The sequence below is a fragment of the Candidatus Methanogranum gryphiswaldense genome (genome assembly GCA_019262145.1).
GTDB classification, from domain to species: domain Archaea; phylum Thermoplasmatota; class Thermoplasmata; order Methanomassiliicoccales; family Methanomethylophilaceae; genus Methanogranum; species Methanogranum gryphiswaldense.
Genome location: CP076745.1, coordinates 1,273,506 through 1,292,720, shown reverse-complemented (window position 1 = coordinate 1,292,720; position 19,215 = coordinate 1,273,506). Strand labels below are relative to the sequence as shown.

The 19,215-nt window shown below is 44.3% G+C and carries 21 protein-coding genes and 2 tRNA genes; 14 read left to right on the top strand and 9 right to left on the bottom strand.

Annotated features, from left to right (window positions below; translation table 11 throughout):
• Positions 1-498 precede the first annotated feature (498 nt).
• Genes KRP56_06580 through KRP56_06555 form a run of 6 tightly spaced genes read left to right on the top strand, consistent with a single transcriptional unit; the run spans position 499 to position 5,549 of the window.
• Positions 499-2,412 (top strand): hypothetical protein, encoded by a 1,914-nt coding sequence (locus KRP56_06580; GenBank protein ID UAL07480.1) that lies wholly within the window; start codon positions 499-501, stop codon positions 2,410-2,412.
• A complete protein-coding gene (locus KRP56_06575; GenBank protein UAL07479.1) occupies positions 2,409-3,278 on the top strand; it encodes an NADH-quinone oxidoreductase subunit H in 870 nt (289 codons plus the stop codon). Before KRP56_06580 ends, KRP56_06575 begins: the two co-directional genes overlap by 4 nt.
• Before the next feature lie 12 nt (positions 3,279-3,290).
• Positions 3,291-3,737, top strand: a complete 447-nt coding sequence (locus KRP56_06570) for an NADH-quinone oxidoreductase subunit B family protein (GenBank protein ID UAL07478.1) — start codon at positions 3,291-3,293, stop codon at positions 3,735-3,737.
• Positions 3,734-4,105 carry an NADH-quinone oxidoreductase subunit C gene (locus KRP56_06565; GenBank protein UAL07477.1) on the top strand — a complete coding sequence of 124 codons (372 nt, stop codon included), beginning with the start codon at positions 3,734-3,736 and terminating at the stop codon, positions 4,103-4,105. Before KRP56_06570 ends, KRP56_06565 begins: the two co-directional genes overlap by 4 nt.
• A complete protein-coding gene (locus tag KRP56_06560; protein UAL07476.1) occupies positions 4,102-5,187 on the top strand; it encodes a nickel-dependent hydrogenase large subunit in 1,086 nt (361 codons plus the stop codon). Before KRP56_06565 ends, KRP56_06560 begins: the two co-directional genes overlap by 4 nt.
• A gap of 2 nt (positions 5,188-5,189) precedes the next feature.
• On the top strand, positions 5,190-5,549 hold the full coding sequence (locus KRP56_06555; protein ID UAL07475.1) for a 4Fe-4S binding protein: 360 nt from the start codon (positions 5,190-5,192) through the stop codon (positions 5,547-5,549).
• A 65-nt stretch (positions 5,550-5,614) separates the two neighbouring features.
• On the opposite strand, the gene KRP56_06550 is transcribed toward KRP56_06555, so the two are convergent.
• Together KRP56_06550 and KRP56_06545 are read right to left on the bottom strand one after the other, a co-directional pair.
• On the bottom strand, positions 5,615-6,235 hold the full coding sequence (locus KRP56_06550; GenBank protein UAL07474.1) for a lactate utilization protein: 621 nt from the start codon (positions 6,233-6,235) through the stop codon (positions 5,615-5,617).
• Between the two features lie 90 nt (positions 6,236-6,325).
• Positions 6,326-6,949, bottom strand: coding sequence for a MarC family protein (locus KRP56_06545; GenBank protein ID UAL07473.1), 624 nt, complete (start codon positions 6,947-6,949; stop codon positions 6,326-6,328).
• 113 nt (positions 6,950-7,062) lie between these two features.
• On the opposite strand from KRP56_06545, the gene KRP56_06540 reads away from it, so the two are divergent.
• Positions 7,063-7,599 carry a helix-turn-helix domain-containing protein gene (locus tag KRP56_06540; protein UAL07472.1) on the top strand — a complete coding sequence of 179 codons (537 nt, stop codon included), beginning with the start codon at positions 7,063-7,065 and terminating at the stop codon, positions 7,597-7,599.
• On the opposite strand, the gene KRP56_06535 is transcribed toward KRP56_06540, so the two are convergent.
• Positions 7,589-8,056 (bottom strand): hypothetical protein, encoded by a 468-nt coding sequence (locus KRP56_06535; GenBank protein ID UAL07471.1) that lies wholly within the window; start codon positions 8,054-8,056, stop codon positions 7,589-7,591. The two genes, KRP56_06540 and KRP56_06535, sit on opposite strands and share 11 nt — an antisense overlap.
• A 157-nt stretch (positions 8,057-8,213) precedes the next feature.
• Here KRP56_06535 and KRP56_06530 point away from each other — a divergent pair, with 157 nt between their 5' ends.
• The 3 genes from KRP56_06530 (at position 8,214) to KRP56_06520 (ending at position 9,397) form a co-directional block, all read left to right on the top strand.
• Complete coding sequence (locus KRP56_06530) at positions 8,214-8,813, top strand: hypothetical protein (GenBank protein UAL07470.1); 600 nt, start codon at positions 8,214-8,216, stop codon at positions 8,811-8,813.
• 142 nt (positions 8,814-8,955) lie between these two features.
• Positions 8,956-9,057: transfer RNA gene (locus KRP56_06525), tRNA-Arg, on the top strand.
• Between the two features lie 170 nt (positions 9,058-9,227).
• A tRNA-Trp gene (locus KRP56_06520) sits at positions 9,228-9,397 on the top strand.
• 156 nt (positions 9,398-9,553) lie between these two features.
• Here the strand turns inward: KRP56_06520 and KRP56_06515 are convergent.
• The 5 genes from KRP56_06515 to KRP56_06495 are packed head-to-tail and all read right to left on the bottom strand — an operon-like array spanning position 9,554 to position 14,199.
• On the bottom strand, positions 9,554-10,918 hold the full coding sequence (locus KRP56_06515) for a PFL family protein (GenBank protein ID UAL07469.1): 1,365 nt from the start codon (positions 10,916-10,918) through the stop codon (positions 9,554-9,556).
• A 5-nt stretch (positions 10,919-10,923) separates the two neighbouring features.
• The gene (locus KRP56_06510; GenBank protein ID UAL07468.1) at positions 10,924-11,196 is read right to left on the bottom strand and encodes an ACT domain-containing protein; all 273 of its coding nucleotides are present in this window, start codon (positions 11,194-11,196) and stop codon (positions 10,924-10,926) included.
• 15 nt (positions 11,197-11,211) lie between these two features.
• Positions 11,212-12,780, bottom strand: coding sequence for a citramalate synthase (gene cimA / locus KRP56_06505; protein ID UAL08493.1), 1,569 nt, complete (start codon positions 12,778-12,780; stop codon positions 11,212-11,214).
• A gap of 2 nt (positions 12,781-12,782) precedes the next feature.
• Entirely contained in the window at positions 12,783-13,769 is a 987-nt protein-coding gene (locus tag KRP56_06500; GenBank protein ID UAL08492.1) for a homoserine dehydrogenase, read from the bottom strand.
• Between the two features lie 10 nt (positions 13,770-13,779).
• Positions 13,780-14,199 (bottom strand): homoserine dehydrogenase, encoded by a 420-nt coding sequence (locus KRP56_06495; GenBank protein UAL08491.1) that lies wholly within the window; start codon positions 14,197-14,199, stop codon positions 13,780-13,782.
• Positions 14,200-14,436: 237 nt separating this feature from the next.
• Here KRP56_06495 and KRP56_06490 point away from each other — a divergent pair, with 237 nt between their 5' ends.
• From KRP56_06490 to KRP56_06475, 4 genes are all read left to right on the top strand, one after another.
• Positions 14,437-14,862 carry a universal stress protein gene (locus tag KRP56_06490; protein ID UAL07467.1) on the top strand — a complete coding sequence of 142 codons (426 nt, stop codon included), beginning with the start codon at positions 14,437-14,439 and terminating at the stop codon, positions 14,860-14,862.
• 514 nt (positions 14,863-15,376) lie between these two features.
• Positions 15,377-16,603 carry an OFA family MFS transporter gene (locus tag KRP56_06485; GenBank protein ID UAL07466.1) on the top strand — a complete coding sequence of 409 codons (1,227 nt, stop codon included), beginning with the start codon at positions 15,377-15,379 and terminating at the stop codon, positions 16,601-16,603.
• A gap of 1,157 nt (positions 16,604-17,760) precedes the next feature.
• The gene (locus KRP56_06480; GenBank protein ID UAL07465.1) at positions 17,761-17,964 is read left to right on the top strand and encodes a hypothetical protein; all 204 of its coding nucleotides are present in this window, start codon (positions 17,761-17,763) and stop codon (positions 17,962-17,964) included.
• Positions 17,961-18,374: a hypothetical protein gene (locus tag KRP56_06475; GenBank protein ID UAL07464.1), complete on the top strand. Its 414-nt coding sequence runs from the start codon at positions 17,961-17,963 to the stop codon at positions 18,372-18,374. The genes KRP56_06480 and KRP56_06475 overlap by 4 nt, the downstream gene beginning before the upstream one ends.
• A 116-nt stretch (positions 18,375-18,490) precedes the next feature.
• On the opposite strand, the gene KRP56_06470 is transcribed toward KRP56_06475, so the two are convergent.
• On the bottom strand, positions 18,491-19,162 hold the full coding sequence (locus tag KRP56_06470; GenBank protein UAL07463.1) for a hypothetical protein: 672 nt from the start codon (positions 19,160-19,162) through the stop codon (positions 18,491-18,493).
• Between the last annotated feature and the right edge of the window lie 53 nt (positions 19,163-19,215).

The following is a 19,215-nucleotide window of genomic DNA, read 5'->3' as shown; positions in this document are numbered from 1 at the left end:
CGGTTTTCTAGGTGACGAGACCAAAAATGACGGAAATATATCCTGACTCGATCATCATGCAGCTAGTCATTTGAATTAGCAGGTACCCGATTGCCGGGTGCCTGCAACTTCCTGCCATTCGGTTGTGATAAAATGAAAATGCGCAATCAATCGATTATCATTTTAGTAGACCTTTAATTATCAGTTCTATATGACTGACCATGGTATCATTCGAACTTACGAGTATTAAGAACATATCGATATTTTCTGTTATCGTTTCCGTCGTTTGGATGGTCATTATGCTAGTTTTTGGTATCATTAAGGAAGGTTCGATCAATATAGGTGTAGTGTTGATCACCGGGGTTGTTTTTTTTGCAATATTCTTTTGCTTGACATGTGTTTTTTCTTGGAAGAATCTCAAACATTAATCAAGTATTTTTTCTAAGAATTCTTTATTTGATAGATCTGTATTAAAAAAAATGCGACCGTATTTATATTGACAAACTGAATATCATGGTCATGTACTCGATATTCTTTTTGCTCTTGTTTCCAGCATTGATAGCGGTTTTACTGTTATTGGTCAAGAACGATAAGATAAGAGGGGCGATCGTAATTCCAGGGGCCATTGCGATAATGGCTGTTTCGGTGTATGTAGCAGTGGAATTCTTGAAAGGCGGTACAACATATTTCGATTTTGAAAGCGAGATGCTCAATTGGTTGATGTTGGCAATCGAGATCATATTGTGCGCCATAGTTGTCTATCTCGGTATAAAACATAAGAAATACCTCGCATCGATCCTTTCTTTGGCTCAAGCGGTATTTTTGGTATGGTTCGAGTTCACACATGCACACGAGATTGACGTGTCGAACAATCTTTACATCGATCAATTCTCTATAATAATGATACTAATAATCGGTGTAATTGGAAGTGTGATATGCATCTATTCTCTCGGATACATGCGCGATTTTCAGGAACATCATGCAGGTGAGAAGGACAGGAGGCCCTGGTTCTTTTTCCTGATGTTCATATTCCTATCTGCCATGTTCGGCATAGTCACATCCAACAATCTCATGTGGATGTTCTTCTTCTGGGAGGTAACAACGCTATGTTCGTTTGCCCTCATAGGTTTTACAAAGACAGAGGAAGCAGTGAACAATTCCTTCAGGCAGATAATCATGAATCTGGTTGGAGGCATAGCATTCATACTGGCCATAATAGTGTTGGGTACACAGTACGGCGTCATGGAATTCGATGCGCTCTTGGAATTGGATTCTGGTGCTATGTATGTGATGTTGGCCGTTGGATTGCTTTCGATCGCAGGAATAGCCAAGGCGGCACTGATGCCTTTCCACAGTTGGCTTCTCGGTGCGATGGTGGCTCCAACCCCGACATCCGCATTACTGCATTCTTCTACAATGGTAAAGGCAGGTGTATTCCTCATTCTGAGATTATCGCCGATGTACGGCGATAATACCGTAGGATACATGGTGATGTGCATCGGAGGGTTAACATTCCTTCTCGCGTCCATGGCCGCAATATCACAAAGCAATGCAAAGAGGGTACTGGCTTATTCCACTATAGCTAATCTTGGATTGATCGCTGCGTGTGGTGCGGTAGGTACATATGAAGCCCTCTGGGCTGGAATAATGATATTGATCTTCCATGCTGTTACGAAGTCCATGCTGTTCCTATGCGTCGGTACCGCTGAACATCATATCGGTAGCAGGGACATAGAGGATATGGACGGATTGTTCTCAAGGATGCCCAAGCTGTCTGCTTTGATGATCATAGGTATAGCAGGCATGTTCTTGGCACCTTTCGGTATGTTGATATCGAAGTGGGCCGCCATGATATCATTCGTGAATTCAGAGAATCTGGTCTTGATCGCATGCATATGTTTTGGAAGCGCGGTCACCATATTCTATTGGGGGAAATGGCTTGGAAAGATGGTTGCAGTGGTCGCGAACAGCAAGGACGTCGAGGAGACCGTACATAAGGAAGAATGGTCTGTATTGGGCTTACTGGCCGTATTGGTCGTTGCGGTCTGCTTCTCTTTCCCGTTGATATCATCTGAAGTGCTGTCTCCCTATCTGTTATCAGTTTTCGGGCAGCCGGTAGACCCGATCTTTGCGACATTCGGAATAGCATACGTATCTGTATTATTGGGGATGCTGGCACTTCTCGTGGTCGTTCCAATTCCGTTCTTCAACAAGACGAAGAAGAAGGTCAAGGAAAATTATATGTGCGGTGTGAACAACGGTGACAATCTATCGTATTCAGGCTCCATGGGAACCAGCGTCAATGTGTCGATGAGGAACTGGTACATGGAGGAGTGGTTCGGTGAGAACAGGATAAATAAGATCGGTCTGGTCATAACGATAGCAATAATCGTTGTCGCTTTCGCACTGATAATAGGGGGCGTGACATCATGAATACGCTATATCTGGTATTGATGATAGGTTATCTGGTCCTGGCACCCATCTTTGGATGTATCTTGGCTGGATTGGACAGGAAAGTTAGTGCAAGAATGCAACGCAGAGTAGGCCCTCCGGTGATCCAACCATATTACGATGTAAGGAAACTGATGGGGAAGGATCAGGTCACGGTCAACAAAGTGCAGGATTTCTATGTACTTTGTTTCTTGTTGTTCGTGGTTATAACAGGTTGCATCTTCTTCGCGGGAGGTGACCTTTTACTTGTAGTGTTCACATTGACACTGGCGAACATATTCCTTGTTCTGGCTGCGTATTCATCCAATTCTCCCTACTCGCAGGTAGGTGCCGAAAGGGAGCTCTATCAGATGATGGCCTATGAGCCAATGGTATTGCTTACGATGATAGGTTTCTATCTGGCATGTGGAAGTTTCAATGTCTCGGATATTCTAAACGGCGACAAGATGCCATTTGTCACGATGATCGGCATATTCGTCGGATTCCTATTCATATTGACGATCAAGTTCAGGAAGTCGCCATTTGACCTCAGCATGTCACATCATGCCCATCAAGATATAGTAAAAGGAGTCACAACTGAATTTTCGGGAAGGACCTTAGCATATGTGGAGATAGCTCACTGGTATGAGAACATCATGCTTCTGGGTATTGTATTCCTCTTCTTCTGTAATGGGACCTGGTGGGGATATGCGATAGGTATAGTGATCGCTGTTGTCTCATTCTTCTTGGAAACATTTGTAGACAACAGTTTTGCAAGGATGAAATGGCAGATGGCACTAAAGAGTTCTTGGGTAGTTGCCATACTTTTGGGATTGATCAATGTGGCACTATTGATATGGGTGTTCTAAGGAGGTGCAAATATGTCATACTTAACAAAATCACCATGGGTAATTCATTACGACGGCTCAAGTTGCAATGGATGTGACATCGAGGTATTGGCCTGTCTCACTCCAATGTACGACCTTGAAAGATTCGGTATTGTCAATACTGGCAATCCTAAACACGCAGACATCTTGTTGGTCACAGGTTCTATCAATGAACAGAACCGTGATGTTGTAAAACAGATCTATGAACAAATGCCAGATCCCAAAGTGGTTGTGGCCATAGGCATATGTGCGAATAGCGGCGGTGTATTCAAAAAATGTTACAACATCCTAGGAGGTACTGACAAGGCGATACCCGTGGACATATATGTTCCAGGATGTGCCGCCAGACCCGAAGCGATAATAGACGGAGTGGTAAAGGCGTTGGGAATACTCGAAGAAAAGAGCAAAGCCCTTCAGGATAAGGGGAGGAAGGATCAATGACCGAATCACAGAAGGCGCAGGAGATAACAGAGACATCTTATTCGGACCTTCCAGCAAAAGCGAAGGAGCTTGCGGATAACGGATACAGAGTGGTACAGATATGTGCAACTTCAAAGGATGGAAAAACAGAGATCCTGTATTCTTTTGACAAAGACTTCCAAATGATCAATTACAAAGTATATGTGCCAGATGATATGACGGTCCCTAGTATAAGCGGTTCTTTCTGGCCTGCTTTCATATTTGAGAACGAGATGCACGATCTTTTCGGGATTGAGTTTACGGACCTTGTTTTGGATTATAAGGGCAATTTCTTTAAGCTTTCATCTAAAACACCATGGAAGACAGAAGTCAAAAAGGGGGTGGAATGATGGGCAAGAGAACCATAATTCCATTCGGTCCGCAGCATCCAGCGTTACCGGAGCCGATACACTTGGACCTCGAACTAGAGGATGAAAAGGTGATAAGGGCCATACCATCCATAGGGTATGTGCACAGAGGTCTGGAGAAATTGGTAGAACATAACGACTACCAGCTAATGTGCTTTGTAATGGAGAGGGTGTGCGGTATCTGCAGTTTTGGACACAGTTGGGGATACGCTGCCGCTGTGGAAGGATTGATGGATATCAAAGTTCCGGAGAGGGCGGAACATCTGCGCACGATCTTCCATGAACTCTCAAGGATACACAGTCATCTTTTATGGCTGGGTCTTTTGGCGGATGCTATGGGATTTGAGAGCCTTTTCATGAATTGCTGGCGTTTACGTGAGGCAATACTCGATATATTCGAGAAGTCGACAGGAGGCAGGGTCATCCTTTCTTTTACTAGGATCGGAGGACAGTTCAAAGACATTTCCAAGGAGTCGCTCGCAGAGATAGTCGCGATCCTGGAGAACATGAGGAAGGAACTATCGGTGATAACAAATGTTTTCCTCGAGGATGCTTCAGTGAAGAACAGGATGTGCGGAGTTGGAAAGCTATCCAAAGAGGACATCATGAAACTCGGTGCTACCGGTCCGACTGCAAGAGGATCGGGAGTCAACAACGACGTCAGATGTTTGGATCTGGGAAAATACAAGGAACTCGGATTCAAGCCGATACTCGAGACCGACGGCGACTGTTATGCGAGATGCAAGGTCAGGGTGCGGGAGGTATTCCAATCCATAGATCTGATAATCAAAGATATAGAGAACATACCGGAAGGTCCAGTGAACATCCCCGTCAAAGGGATGCCTCCCGTGGGCGAGTTCATCGTCAGGATAGAACAGCCCAGGGGGGAGGCGTTCTATTATGTCAAAGGCAATGGAACCAAGTATCTCGACAGGGCACGCGTTAGAACACCTACTAATGCGAACATACCGATACTGGTGAAGGTCCTTCAGGGATGCGACCTTAATGATGTGACAATGATGGTGATGACGATAGATCCATGCATCAGCTGTACGGAGAGATGAATATGGGCTCTTTCAAGATAGGCAGGACAGTATTATCAAGTGCTTTCAAGAGACCGTCCACCAGATTATATCCGACGGTTCCTAGGAAGTGGCAGGAGAGCACAAGGGGGCACGTGGAGATCGATGCTGAACAATGCATACTGTGTGGGATATGTGCTAAGAAGTGTCCAGCGGACGCGTTGACGGTGGATAAAGCTGCACGTATCTGGACGATAGATAGGATGTCATGTGTTCAATGTAGGAGTTGTGTCGAATCCTGCCCCAAGCAATGTCTTGTCATGAAGAACGAGTACACTTCACCGAACGCCAAGAAGGTCATAGATACGGTGAAGATCCCGGAGAAAGCAAAGAAAGAAGAGTAAAGACTATTGGGTGATTCCCAAGATCCTTATCCTTATGATTATCCACTCAGTAAAAGAGTGTACGGTCAGTATCCAAGGTCCTCGTTCAGGAATATCACATGCATTCTTTCCTTTATGCGCTGTTTTTTGATAAGTACGTATTCGTTGCATATCCTGTCCGGTGAATTACAGTCCATACAACGTCCAGTCTTTACACACGGGGTGACTTTGTTGAGTCTTTTTGCGTTCATTGGTCCGGATATGTCTTTACAGCGTTTTTTCGCGGAATCGAGATCAGGCACGATCTTGTTGGCCCCTGCTACGATTATGACCTTCTCCGGCCCCCATATCATGGCAGCTACCCTGTTGCCGTTCCCATCCACATTGTATATCTCTCCTTCCTCTGTGATGGCGTTCGCGCTGCAAAGGAATGCATCGGATGAGAAGATTATACGTGATGCTTTTGGATCTCCATGGTCGTATTCTAAGTAATTGTATTCTGTTTTCAGGAAACTGAACACATTGGTCTCAGAGAGTGTCATCGATCCTCCTGAAGCAACAGATGATCCTGCGGGAACTATCTTCTCTATCAGTGAGTAAAGTTCTCCTCTCGAATGTGCAAAATATCCATTGATGCCGTTCTTTTGAAGGGCATCTATGGTATGTTCTATCTTTCTTTCACGGATATAGAGCGAGTTCTCATCCATTTCATCATCCTCCAGTAATTCATGTAACATCGATATCAAAGGAGTTATTCTTTTCCCATGATTGTTTGAAGCTGAATTTACTTATTGATCTTATATGAAGGAAAGTGCCAGGGAGATTAGTTCTACAGAATTGTTATTGAACCACGCCAATGCCCCTCCGAATATGTATTCTACGGCCATCGCAGCGATTAGAAGACCGATTATCTTGGAGAGTATGCCGATCACCTGTTCTCCGACGAATTTCATAATGACCGTTGCGCTTCTTAGGATTATCCATGTAAGCAGAAGCGCGATGACGCCTGCAATGAGCACTATGGCCGCTCCATATTGCGCTGAGAATAGAACCGCTGTCGTTATGACTCCGGGGCCGGTAAGTATAGGAGTAGCGATGATGACCCAAGCAGCTCCCTTTTCATCATCCATCTTGGCAAGTTTCAGTCCGAATATCAATTCGATAGACATCATGAAAAGCACTGCACCACCGGCTACACGGAAACTGTCCATGGTGACCCCAAAGATCCCCATGAGGTCAGAACCTACGAATACGAATACGAAAAGAAGGATGGCCGCAACTAGTACGGCTTTGTTCGCATAGGCCTTAATCTCCTTTTGGTCCAGATTTTTTGTTACTGATATGAACACCGGTAGACTAGCGAATGGGTCTAGTATGAAGAACAAAGCTACTGTTAGTGTGATCAATACTCCGACGTCCATGGTAGCAAATCAAGACATCTGAGATATAATACCTTTCTTTTGACAGTATCATCATTCTTATTTTTAGCAGTGGAGATTTATTATTACCTTGAAATCATTCTCATATTGAGATTATGGATAGTAAGATCTTGGAAAATCTAATTGATCCTGTCAGAGGAAAGATATTGCTGGAGATCAGATATGCAGAGAAGATATCAGTCAAAGGATTATGTACAAGATGTCAGGACATACCGCGCTCTACGATGTATAGGCATCTTGCAAAACTTGAGAAAGCGGGTCTTGTGACAGTAGTTGATACAACAAGAAAACGCGGAACTGTGGAAAAGACGTATTCTTTGGCCGAAGAAGCATTCATGCCTTCTGAGGATCAAGTGGACCCATCTCCTGAATTCTTATTAGCATTGTTCACACAATATTGTATGGCATTCATTCAGGAGTTTCAAAATGGACTCAGAAGAGAAGGTTTCGATCTCAAGAAAGACATAATGGGATTCACAACAGCTCCAATATATGCCACCGAATATGAGTTGGATAATGCGGTGCAGATCATCGGAAGGACCATCTCGAGGTTGGCGGAAAATCCAGCCACCCCCGAGAGGAAAATGCATTCGATAGGTCTGATAATCACTCCGCCGAAGGTCACGAAGTGATAGCTTCCATAAGGGCTTCTGGATCCTTTGAAGATATCATTATATCGTTTCCTTTTTCGAAGTGGAGCATGACTCCGCGTTTGTCACCGTAGCTGATGTATCCAATCTTTTTGCCAGTGTATCTTATTCCCCATCCTCCGTATTGACGCAGGGCTTTGATATCTTGGATCTCGACGTTCTTTATCTTCTTTTTTAAGATCCTCCGTACAGGGATTGTCTTTATGATGACCTCATCTTCTGTTACGGTCACAGTGGTTCTCAGGAACAGAGCAAGATACACGAGGGAAACCATCAGAACCGTTACTACTGCTAATAGATACCAAGGAACAGAGTTACGATCTTGATAGAAGTAGCTGTAGAATAATACGGCCTCAACAATGGCAGCCATCAATATTATCAGGGCCGATATTATCCACGGCAGTTGTCTTTGGGATTCTTTGTAGATTATTTCTGACATTAGAGAGGTATCGTTTCAAGATAGTATTTTAATCTTGTTCGAAAGATGCATACGACTTCTTGAAAATGAGAATAATGGTTGTAGCATCTACAACAAAGCATCATAAGGGGTACGTTTCATCGTCAAGTATTATAATCAAAATACGCAATCACCAGATATGGACTACACGATGACCATACAGGACTTTTACGCGAGTCACATTCCAGAGGTAATATTGCTTATCGGTGGAGCATTGGCTCTTGTTATTGTATATTTTTACAAGAAGGATCAGCCATCTTGGAAGTACAATGTCCTTATGGCACTAGGTGTGATATTCGGGGTGGTCATGATAGGCCTGACCCTTTCAAAATATGCTTCTTGGGGGATATTTACATCTCTTGTCATAGTATTGATGGGATTTACAATGGTCATAAGACCATTCCGCGAAGTTCATTTTGCAGTTATACTGGGCCTTGTTGTTATTTTCATTGCATATCTACTGTTGGGTCGTTGTGCGGATATAGAGGGTCTCGAATTGCTGGGGAGCGGATGGCCCAGAGTAATAATCGCTTTCGTGGCCGGTGCAGTTGTGTATATGATCGCAAGTTTTGCAGAAAAGATCGTGATGTTGTTCGGTAAACTGTTCAACTGGTGGCCATTTATGGTACTGCTTGCAATAATCTGCATGGCCGAGGCGCTTTGTTTATTGATCACTGGAAATTCGATCTATCAATATTTCGTGGACTCAGACGTGATCGCCAACAGTAAGTACTGGTAACCGAATTAATCAAGTTATATAGCAAATCTTTAATAATCAGTCAAATTGTCCGCTATATCTACCTGTGAACGTCGGAGATTTCCATCTTTCATGTGTCATTTAAACTAAACCTTTAAATGATAGATGTGAATGGAGGTCTGCGGGGCCCGTGGCTTAGCCAGGATATAGCGCTGGCCTTCTAAGCCAGACGCCTCGGGTTCGAAAGTCTCCCTTAAAGGGACCGAAATTCCCGACGGGCCCGCCAGAGGGTCGTCACCTGTGTGATGAGGATCTATCGAGAGGAAATATCATGAAGAGAAGTTCACGCGCCTGGAAGAAACGCGGTAACCAGCGTTGGAAATGGCGCAAGAAGAAAATGAGAAGAAGAAAGAGAGCGGCAAAGATGCGCAAGAAGTAACCCTGACGGGCTACCATGGGAGTATAGGCTAACCTGGCAGACTGGCGGGCTCCAGTTATTGAGCGTGATTAAAATGAGTTTGCTGACAGTTGATGATTAACTGGAGCGATGACTCGTTAATTTCGCGGGGGGTAGCTCCCCCCGTGGTGGAAACCCGCTGACGGGGGTTCAAATCCCTCTGCTCCCACCTCTTGCACATCTTAGTTGTGACTTTGCCCCGAAAGGGGACTAAATACTTTCTTATCTCTTTTCGTCAAAAATTGCGGTTAAATTTTCTAATACAGCGTCGGCTTTGTGCCGTAAGATTTTGAATAAATATAAAAAAGAAAAATGTTGAATGGTTTCAGTTCTTGAAACTGTGAATCGGAGCGGGGATCCTTCCTCCGCGATCTACAAATTCAGCGCAACCGTATTTGTTCACTGGCATTATGACCGCTCTTCCTAGGAGTCCACCGAATTCGGCGTGCTCTCCGGCCTTCTTCCCGATGACAGGTATCACTCTAACGGCCGTCGTCTTTTGATTGACCATACCGATGGCCATCTCATCAGCGATTATACCGGCTATGGTGGTATCCGGTGTATCGCCGGGTATGGCGATCATGTCCAGACCTACTGAGCATACACACGTCATGGCTTCCAGTTTCTCTAATGTAAGTGCGCCTATCTCGGCGGCGTACGCCATCGCGCTGTCTTCCGATACAGGTATGAATGCTCCGCTGAGTCCTCCGACATAAGATGAGGCCATTATGCCTCCTTTCTTTACCTGGTCATTAAGGATGGCCAATGCCGCAGTGGTACCTGGGGCACCAACGACCTCTATTCCCATTGCTTGGATGATCTCGGCGATACTATCTCCGACCGCAGGGGTGGGAGCAAGCGAGAGATCAATGATCCCGAACGGTACGTTCAGTCTTTTCGATGCTTCTTTGGCTACCAGCTGTCCGACCCTCGTGACCTTGAAAGATGTTTTCTTAATTGTCTCGCACAGTACCTCGAAGTTCTCTCCCTTTACTTTGGATATCGCGGTCTTGATGACACCGGGTCCGCTGACACCTACATTGATGACGGTGTCCCCTTCTGTCACTCCATGGAATGCTCCGGCCATGAATGGATTGTCATCCGCAGGGTTGCAGAATACCACCAGCTTTGCACATCCCAATGAGTCCTGGTCTTTGGTCTCCATCGCTGTCTGTTTGACGATGGTCCCCATAAGCCTGACGGCATCCATATCGATCCCGGTCTTTGTAGATGCAAGGCTTATGGAACTGCATATGTGGTCTGTGACCTTCAATGCCTTTGGTATCGATCTTATCAGGAGCTCATCGGCACGGGTCATGCCTTTCTGGACCAGCGCTGAATATCCACCGATGAAATTGACACCTATCTTTCCAGCGGCCCTTTCCAAGGTCTCTGCTATCTTTACGAAATCGTCCGAGGTCTTACACGCGGATGCTCCGATCAAAGCGATCGGTGTGACCGAGACCCTTTTGTTTATGACGGGAATACCAAATTCTAGACCGATCTCGTCACCTACTCTGACGAGGTCCTTGGCGCAGGTCGTGATCTTATTATAGATCCTCTCGCACATAGCATCCAGATCTGAATCTATGCAGTCAAGGAGACTGATGCCCATCGTGATGGTTCTGACATCCAAATTCTCATTGGAGATCATGCTGTTGGTCTCGAAAACCTCGTTCATTTCCAACATTTTACTCAGATCCTGTGCATCATGTCGAAGATCTCTTCATGCTGTGCCTTGATCTTGACACCAACTTTCTCTCCGACTTTGTCAAGGTCCTCAGCGAGCTCTTTGAAACTCTTTTTGTATTTGCTGAGGTCCACGATCATCATCATGTTGATGTATTCCTGGACTGTTGTTTGACTGATGTCAAGGATATTGATGTCATTATCAGCGAAATAGTTGCAGACCGCAGCTATGATCCCTGTATGATCCTTTCCGACCAGCGTGATGATTGTTCTATTCATCTCTATTGCTCCTGTTCAATTTTCGTGATATTTTAAGATGGCGTATTCTATCGAATCGACCAAGGCATTGAGGGATGCCTCGATCACGTTCTCCGAAACACCTACTGTTGTCCAACTTGTCTTGCCGTTGGATGATCTGATGAGTACTCTGACGCTTGCTGCTGTGGCGGATTTCTCATCGAGCACACGGACCTTGTAATCCGTTAATCTTATATCCTTCATTATTGGGAAGAATTTGGACAATGCTTTTCTCAATGCGTTGTCCAATGCATTAACCGGACCTTCTCCGTCGGCCGCCGTATGCTCTATGTTGCCGTTTGCGTCCTGGACCTTGATGCTGGCCTCGGATATTAGTTTGTTATCTCCGATCTCATCAATGAATAGTCTGAACCCTACCACTTTGAAAGGGGGTTCCAGATCTCCTTTGAGTCTTCTTACGAGAAGTTCGAAACTTGCATCTGCCCCTTCGAACTCATATCCTTTGGCCTCAAGCTTCTTGATCTTTTCTATGATCTCTTTGCTTTCGTTGTCGGTGATTTCAATGCCGAATTCTTTCAGTTTCTCATTTATGCTGGCTTTTCCTGCCATGTCCGAGATCAGTACTCTGCGTTTGTTACCGACGGTCTCCGGCGGTATGTGTTCGTAAGTACGGGGATCTTTCGCGAGTGCCGATACATGCATGCCGCCTTTATGGGCGAATGCCTTCTCTCCTACGTAAGGCAGTCCGGAAGACGGTAAGGTATTGCTGATCTCACCGACGAACTTGGAGACCTCTGTCAATTTTGAGATGTCCTTAATCTGCACATCATACTCCATCTTGATCGCGAGATTGGCAATGACCGAACAAAGGTTCGCATTACCGCATCTTTCTCCAATTCCGTTTATGGTCCCTTGGACCATGATAGCACCGCTTTCTACGGCCATCATCGAATTCGCAACTGCAAGGTCCGTATCGTTATGGCAATGAATGCCTATCGGGATATCGAATGTGAGCATCACGTCCTCGACCGCCGTTCTGATCTCATCAGGCATGGAACCGCCGTTGGTGTCACAAAGCACTAACCATTCAGCCCCTCCCTTTTCGGCAGCTCCCAGGCATTTCAGTGCGTAATCATGGTTGGAATAGTAGCCATCGAAGAAATGTTCGGCGTCGAACATCACACGTTTCCCTGAGGTTTTTAGGTATCTGACGCTGTCCTCGATCATCCTTAGGTTCTCTTCCAACGGTATGCATAGTGCATTTGTTACTTGGAAGTCCCATGATTTTCCGAATATGCAGCACCATCCAGCAGAACATTTTGCCAAGGCGTTCATGTTCTTATCGTCCTTGGCTTCGATGCCATGTCTGCATGTGCTCCCGAAGGCTGTCAGAACGGTGTTTTTCAATTTTAATTTTCCAGCTTTTTCGAAGAACTCATCATCTTTGGGGTTGGAACCCGGCCATCCCCCTTCTACGAATCCGACCCCGAATTCGTCAAGTTCCTTGAGTATCTCCAGTTTGTCCTCTACCGAGAAGGTTATCCCTTCGGTCTGTGCTCCGTCGCGCAGAGTGGTATCATACATCACTATTGGCTTTTCGGACATGTTCATTTCCTTACATCCATTATGGCTATCAGATCGCTCAATATGGCAGAAGCGGTTTCAATGCGCCCTGCTCCACGTCCAGTAACGGTCACGGGCCCCGCAAGGTCCGATACGATCTGGGCGGCGTTAAGTGTACCAGAGATGCTAAGCGGGTGTCCTTTGGGTACAAGGCGCGGAGCAACCTCGAGTTTATTCTCTGAGACCTCACCTATGAGTCTTATTACCATGTTGTGGGAAGCAGCCAGAGCAACCGCCTCTGCAGTTATGGATTTTATACCTGTGATCCTAACATCGGAAAAGGTCACATCCTTTCCGAAAATGGAATTGGCAAGGATAACGATCTTGCATGCTGCATCGTAACCTTCTATGTCATTCGTGGGATCTGTTTCTGCATATCCCATCTGTTGGGCCTCTTTGAGGGCCTGTTCGAATGGCTGTCCGTTGTCCATCTTGCTCAAGATGTAATTGCAGGTACCGTTAAGGATACCGCGTATCGATTTGATATTCTCCCCCACAAGGTTCTCATGGCAGAGATTTATGATGGGCATAGCCCCCCCTACAGATCCTTCGAAGCGGAACTTGCATTTGTTCTTCTTTGCTATACCGATCAATTCGGAGAATTTGAGGGCGAGCGGACCTTTGTTGACCGTGATGACATCTTTCTTGTTCTCAAGGGCATGTCTTATATTCACCAATCCGACCCCGCCGGTCTGTACATCGGTCGGGCTGACCTCTACCAGAAGATCATAATCGACCGAATCCATGACCTCTGTGGAATTCGTATATTCACGGTTTCCGACTCTGCCTGTGGATTTTTTTATGGATACTAGTGCTAATGGATCGAGTCCTTCTGGATTCGATGCATATGATTTGGAATCCATGGCACAGACTATCTTAACGTCTTTGCCGTATCTTTTTTGGAAAAAGTCCTGTCTGGCTGCAACGACTTCCGCAAATCCTTGTCCCACAGTTCCGAAACCTGATATCAGTATTCTCATCTTAGAGCCCCCTGATGTATACAATGCCACTTTCTCTGCAGGCGGCATCAAGGAATCTGTCCAATTTGTCAAGGTCCTCGTCATTGAGTACCTCTACGGTTATCATCGCGGTACGGGTCTTGGTGGCGTTGGCTGTAGAATAGTTCACGTCCACGGATTCGAACGATACGATATTGGAGGCCTCATCTATGAGCCTCTCTACATGTGAAGCATTGAATGAACCTAAGAGGAGATATTCCATCGTGGCCGTTTTGTATACCGAGCCTATGGATGCTATCAGGATATCCTTGGCCTTCCAGGTCTTTTTCAGCTTTTCCAGATCGTCATTGCTTCCAACTTCGAAGGTGACGTTAACGCAGATCCTCTGGTTGACAATTATATCGCGGTTATGGACCACTCCGACAATATTGCCATTTACCATGGAGATAGGTTCCAAAGATCCCACCAGTTGTCCCGGGAGGTCCTTTACGTAGAGTTCTGCGTTTACTAACATTAATTCAACCTCGATGTTCCTAAGACCTAATATATTATCTTATTTAAATGGCTGTTTGTGTGCGTGTACGCGTGCGGTAGGTGACTTCCTTTCGATCATGAATAAAAAATCTGGCCGTTTGTATTTTGGCGTAGTTTTTTATTCTTGCCTCACGATATTCATAATATGTATCAAAAAATATTGATCGCTGTTGACGGTAGCGACAGTAACAAGTTTGCGATAGATGACGGTCTTGAACTTGCGAAGGCATTGAATTCCAAGGTGACTGCAATATGCGTTTTCGACATCGGCAGTTATGCAGCGGTAGCTCAAGGGTATGGCCTTGGAGATGAGAGGGATTTCATCTTGAATGCTTCAAAGGCCTCGTTGAAATATGTGACTGAAAGATCGGCCGAGATGGGAGTCGAGGTTCAACCCAAGATCATTACCGGACGGCCGGCCGAAGTAATAATAGAAGAATCCAAGAATCACGATCTTGTTGTTTGTGGAACACTTGGGCGTACTGGTCTATCCCATACACTTTTGGGTAGTGTTGCTGAGAAGATCGCAAGGATGGCATATTGTCCCGTTCTTATATGTCGCAAGCAATGATTCATTCGTAAACTTCTTACTCCATTTAAGGCCTATTTTGTACGATTGTGACCTTCTTATATATACGGCATAGAATTATTTTTATATTAGTAGGAATTCGTTCGTTTAGTTCATACAAAGTAGGGCACTATCGGTGTTCTTTTTGTGGGACGTAAGTCCTTTGTATGCCTGAATCGACGTTTGGAACAAAGGGAAGGGCGGGATGATTGGACATCTCGTGTCTTCGAGACTTTATTTCGGTTCGATGACGGATGGATACTTACTTGGGACAACCTCCAAAACTGTTTGGACCCTAATCCTCAACATTAGGTTCGAACAAAAAACCGATCCACGTCTTCATGACGGTTTCCTCCTTTACGGGTCGGTAGTTCTGGGAAACTCTTTCCAAACCTCTTCTTTTTCGTTTTTACTCTGAATGCGTCACTGTTTTTGTTAGAATTAATGTATAAAAATATACATCAATGAACACATATTAAAATACTCATCTTGCATCAGGAGCCCGATAGGTGCAATCATGAGTGAAAATTGCAGTCAAAAGGTCATGAACAGATATCTGGTCCTGGCAGCTGGTATGGTGGTCCAACTTTGTGCTGGTATCATCTACATGTGGAGCGTTTTTAAGCAGCCGGTAACACAGTATCTTTCTTGGAATTCGAGTTCGGCTGCATTGGTCACTTCGATAATGATGGTGGCGTTTGTGATCGGAATGGTCATTGGTGGTAAGATCATGTCCATATTCGGGTCAAAAAAGACGGCCATTTTTGGAAGTATTGTGATGTCGTTCGGTATATTGATCACAGCGTTCGTCAATTCAGGATGTCCGTCCCTCATCTTTCTCACATATGCGATAATTGGTGGCCTGGGTGTAGGAATAATCTATACCTGTACGGTCGCTAACGTTCAGAAATGGTTCTTTGATAAACGTGGATTTGCAACAGGAATGATGGTAGGTGCCTTCGGATTTTCGATGGTCATCTTTGCTCCTGTCGCATCATATCTTCTTAAGGAATTTGGAGTTCCAACGACCTTCGAGATCTTTGGAATCGCTTTCTTGTTGATATGTGTGACAAGTTCTTTTTTCTTGGTCAGCCCTCCCAAGGACTACACTGTTTCAAAAGATGGTGTGCAGATAAACGTCCAGATGTCACAGAAGCAATATACGACCAAAGAGATGCTTCGTAGAAAGTCATTCTATTTGATATTCCTCTCATTGTTCTTCGTAGTTCCAGCATTCTTCATTTTGAATCCTCTTCTCAAGCCACTGGGAATGGACCGTGGATTAGTGGAATCTTTGGCGACACTCGGAGTCATGATCGTGGGTGCCAGTAGTGCTGCCGGTCGTCTTTCAATTACTTGGCTTTCCGATAGGATAGGTCGTCTTCAAGCATTATTGTTCATTATTGTTCTCACAGCGGTCGGCATCATTGCGGCCATTGTTGCACAGGGTGTAATGTTCCTTGTATGTATCAGCATAATAGGATACGCCTTCGGAGGCGTGTCCGGTGTTTATGCCACTGTTACAGCAGATCATTTCGGAACACAGAACATGGGTGTTAACTATGGTATCGTGTGTTTGGCGCTGGGTGCATCTTCTTTGGTCTTCACATGCATCAACAATGCGCTATCTGGATCAGGGGATTATACAGCATCGTTCTTGATCGCGGCAGCAACCTGTGTTGTTTCTTTGATACTCGTACTTCTTTTGAAGAGGGAGAAGAACGATCAGCCGAATTCAGCATGATCAAACAAGGCTCCATGGCCTTTTAATTTTCTTTCTTTTTTAAGATTTATTACTTAGATTTTGGTTGATTGTGGATACGTATATATAGAAATGCCAATTCATTTTACATGGGAAAGCACCCAAAAGAGCGCTGTAACGACAATGCTCAGTCAAAGGCCGCCCAAAACGACGCACCCAAGGCCGCAGAATCATCGCAGACCCAGAAAAAGAATTGATCCGTTCTCATCAGCGGGGGCATGGGTGCCCGACGATGATGCGATCGAACCGTAAAACCATTTTTCCTTTCACTTTTTAATAAGATTCATTCTTATTTTTTCTATTTTTGTCTAGACTAGACACATTTAATTATGTACTTTTTAATACAAACTAATTTACATTTTAGACAAATATCTAATATAAAAATATTTTAATAGTGTTACGTATCGTTATGTATATTAATATCCCATAATTGAATAATTAGTAGGTCGTTTAATAGATATTTTGGTTAGTACACGTATGTTCGATTCGACTGGTTGTTCGGTGTCTGGAATTTTTGTCCGCTTAGAAATTTGTGCGTTCAATATGTTTTTCGATTGTTCCTTCTAGGTATCATTAATCGTCTGGAAATTTGCCTTGCTGGAATCGAGATGTAATTTGATTCAATGTCATAGAACAATTTGGTCGTATAACGGTTTTTAAAAACATGTGGCATTATTTCGAAACTGCACGTTATTATTTTTTTTGATTTCTAATTCATTCATATGATATTGTTCAAATCAACATTTGTATTTGGAACTTTTGTATGTTTAAATATAATTTGATTAGACAAATGTCTAGTTAAAGAAAAATATTATATACAAAAAATGCCTGATAACATTTGGCGATCCGAGGGCGTTCGTGTCATGTGCACGTCCATAGTCAAGGTCGATAGACAAATTGTGGCGTATCTTCATGGTCTTTGGTCATGAGAATGAGATACGGAAGGAATGAAGGATGCTTACGGGCTCAAATGTTCGTTGTTTCCTATCGCAGTCTTGCAACAATGTGTGTCCGTAAGGAACCAGCGAGATTGGCACTTTCCAGAAAAACCCAATGGGTCAGCAAATCCATATCAAACACTTTCAAACCATTTGTAAACTTTTTTTAAACCTGTTAAATAACAAAGGAAGTGTGATAGAGTGTTCGTATCTGTGTCCGATTTCAGGTCAAATATGTTGTATTATCTGGAGTTATCTTCTAGAGAGGATGTAATGGTCACCAGGCATAACAAGATCGTTGCGACAGTGACCAATACCGAAGATTCACTTAAGACGGCGGTCAATTCATTGCGCGGTATATTCCCGATAGGAAGCGATCCAGAGAGGTTGAGGATGAGCAGATGAAGTTGTTAGTTGACACCGATATAATCCTGGATCTTATGTTCGATTGTGCTGAAGATAGGATCGAAGTCGATTCCTTTTCAGAAATAATGGCCGATAAGACCATGGAAAGGTTCTGCACGGTGTCTTGCATCGAGGAGATCATCTGTACTGCCAGGGGCATTCTCGGCTCTGATGAGTTGGCAAGAGCAGTTGCTGTAAGACTGATGCGGTTGGTGATTCCTCTGGATTCTCAGATGGAGGATGTAGTATGCGCCATGGATTCCGAAATGACGGAAACGGACAAGGCGATATACGCATATGCTGCATTGAGAAATGGGATAGACGTCATATTGACCAGTAATGTAGAGTCGTTCTACGGGTCGCCCGTCAGGGTGACCACGCCTTCAAAATTTCTCAAGGAATGTTTATAATTCCTGATTTTTATCCTTTTAAAGATTTGAATCCGTTGTAGAACAGGTTTTGATTCTAAACGGTAAGATGTTTTATAATCTGTTTTTGTGGGTTTGATGTTTTAAACACTTCAGTCTTATTTCCATTTGAAGATGTCTTCGCCTGCTCCGATCTCAAAATGATATTTTACAATACCAAGGTCCACTTTTGTATAGGGGCCGAATTTTGATTTCACATCAACGGTCTTGTCGTCGACGAGGCTGATTACAAATTTCTGTTGATTCATCGCGGTAGGGGCCAAAACAGCAGCTCTCACACCATTCATGAACCACTCTGGTGGTTCTTCTTTCGCTCTGTAGAAAAACTTCAATGGTTGTCTGTTCTTATGGGGGACACCTTGTGTCTTTCCGTATCCAAGGGTTATGACGCACACCAGTTTATCGTCTTTGTCCATTCTGCATTCTGTTTTTCCCTTATTGAAGGTCAATGCTACCCAACAGGTGTTAAGTCCAAGTTGTTGTGCTTTCAGCACCAAGCGCTCCCCGTAATATCCGATCTTTTCGTCAAGGTCCTTATTTTTTGGGCCTATTAGCACCATATAGTTGGCAACTCCGCTGAAGTTACTGTAATGTGCTATGAACCCATCAAATGCATTCGGTTCATTTGTGATCATTTGTATATTGAGTTTGCCCTCTGTATTGCAGAGATATATCTCAGAATATAGTTCTGCGAGTTTTTCTTCTTCTATTTCTTTGTCCATGTAATTGCGGACAGAGTGCCTTGACATGATGGCTTCGTTAAGGTCCATGAAATCGTTTCCTTTCGACTTTCTTTTTCTATGGCCTTTCTGGTTTAAATAAT

What these genes read in the sequence shown, in the direction of transcription:
- KRP56_06580 (UAL07480.1), top strand. Translation starts at nt 499, where the DNA reads ATGTACTCGATATTCTTTTTGCTCTTGTTTCCAGCATTGATAGCGGTT.
- KRP56_06575 (UAL07479.1), top strand. Translation starts at nt 2,409, where the DNA reads ATGAATACGCTATATCTGGTATTGATGATAGGTTATCTGGTCCTGGCA.
- KRP56_06570 (UAL07478.1), top strand. Translation starts at nt 3,291, where the DNA reads ATGTCATACTTAACAAAATCACCATGGGTAATTCATTACGACGGCTCA.
- KRP56_06565 (UAL07477.1), top strand. Translation starts at nt 3,734, where the DNA reads ATGACCGAATCACAGAAGGCGCAGGAGATAACAGAGACATCTTATTCG.
- KRP56_06560 (UAL07476.1), top strand. Translation starts at nt 4,102, where the DNA reads ATGATGGGCAAGAGAACCATAATTCCATTCGGTCCGCAGCATCCAGCG.
- KRP56_06555 (UAL07475.1), top strand. Translation starts at nt 5,190, where the DNA reads ATGGGCTCTTTCAAGATAGGCAGGACAGTATTATCAAGTGCTTTCAAG.
- KRP56_06550 (UAL07474.1), bottom strand. Translation starts at nt 6,235, where the DNA reads ATGGATGAGAACTCGCTCTATATCCGTGAAAGAAAGATAGAACATACC.
- KRP56_06545 (UAL07473.1), bottom strand. Translation starts at nt 6,949, where the DNA reads ATGGACGTCGGAGTATTGATCACACTAACAGTAGCTTTGTTCTTCATA.
- KRP56_06540 (UAL07472.1), top strand. Translation starts at nt 7,063, where the DNA reads ATGGATAGTAAGATCTTGGAAAATCTAATTGATCCTGTCAGAGGAAAG.
- KRP56_06535 (UAL07471.1), bottom strand. Translation starts at nt 8,056, where the DNA reads ATGTCAGAAATAATCTACAAAGAATCCCAAAGACAACTGCCGTGGATA.
- KRP56_06530 (UAL07470.1), top strand. Translation starts at nt 8,214, where the DNA reads ATGGACTACACGATGACCATACAGGACTTTTACGCGAGTCACATTCCA.
- KRP56_06515 (UAL07469.1), bottom strand. Translation starts at nt 10,918, where the DNA reads ATGTTGGAAATGAACGAGGTTTTCGAGACCAACAGCATGATCTCCAAT.
- KRP56_06510 (UAL07468.1), bottom strand. Translation starts at nt 11,196, where the DNA reads ATGAATAGAACAATCATCACGCTGGTCGGAAAGGATCATACAGGGATC.
- cimA (UAL08493.1), bottom strand. Translation starts at nt 12,780, where the DNA reads ATGTCCGAAAAGCCAATAGTGATGTATGATACCACTCTGCGCGACGGA.
- KRP56_06495 (UAL08491.1), bottom strand. Translation starts at nt 14,199, where the DNA reads ATGGTAAATGGCAATATTGTCGGAGTGGTCCATAACCGCGATATAATT.
- KRP56_06490 (UAL07467.1), top strand. Translation starts at nt 14,437, where the DNA reads ATGTATCAAAAAATATTGATCGCTGTTGACGGTAGCGACAGTAACAAG.
- KRP56_06485 (UAL07466.1), top strand. Translation starts at nt 15,377, where the DNA reads ATGAGTGAAAATTGCAGTCAAAAGGTCATGAACAGATATCTGGTCCTG.
- KRP56_06475 (UAL07464.1), top strand. Translation starts at nt 17,961, where the DNA reads ATGAAGTTGTTAGTTGACACCGATATAATCCTGGATCTTATGTTCGAT.
- KRP56_06470 (UAL07463.1), bottom strand. Translation starts at nt 19,162, where the DNA reads ATGGACCTTAACGAAGCCATCATGTCAAGGCACTCTGTCCGCAATTAC.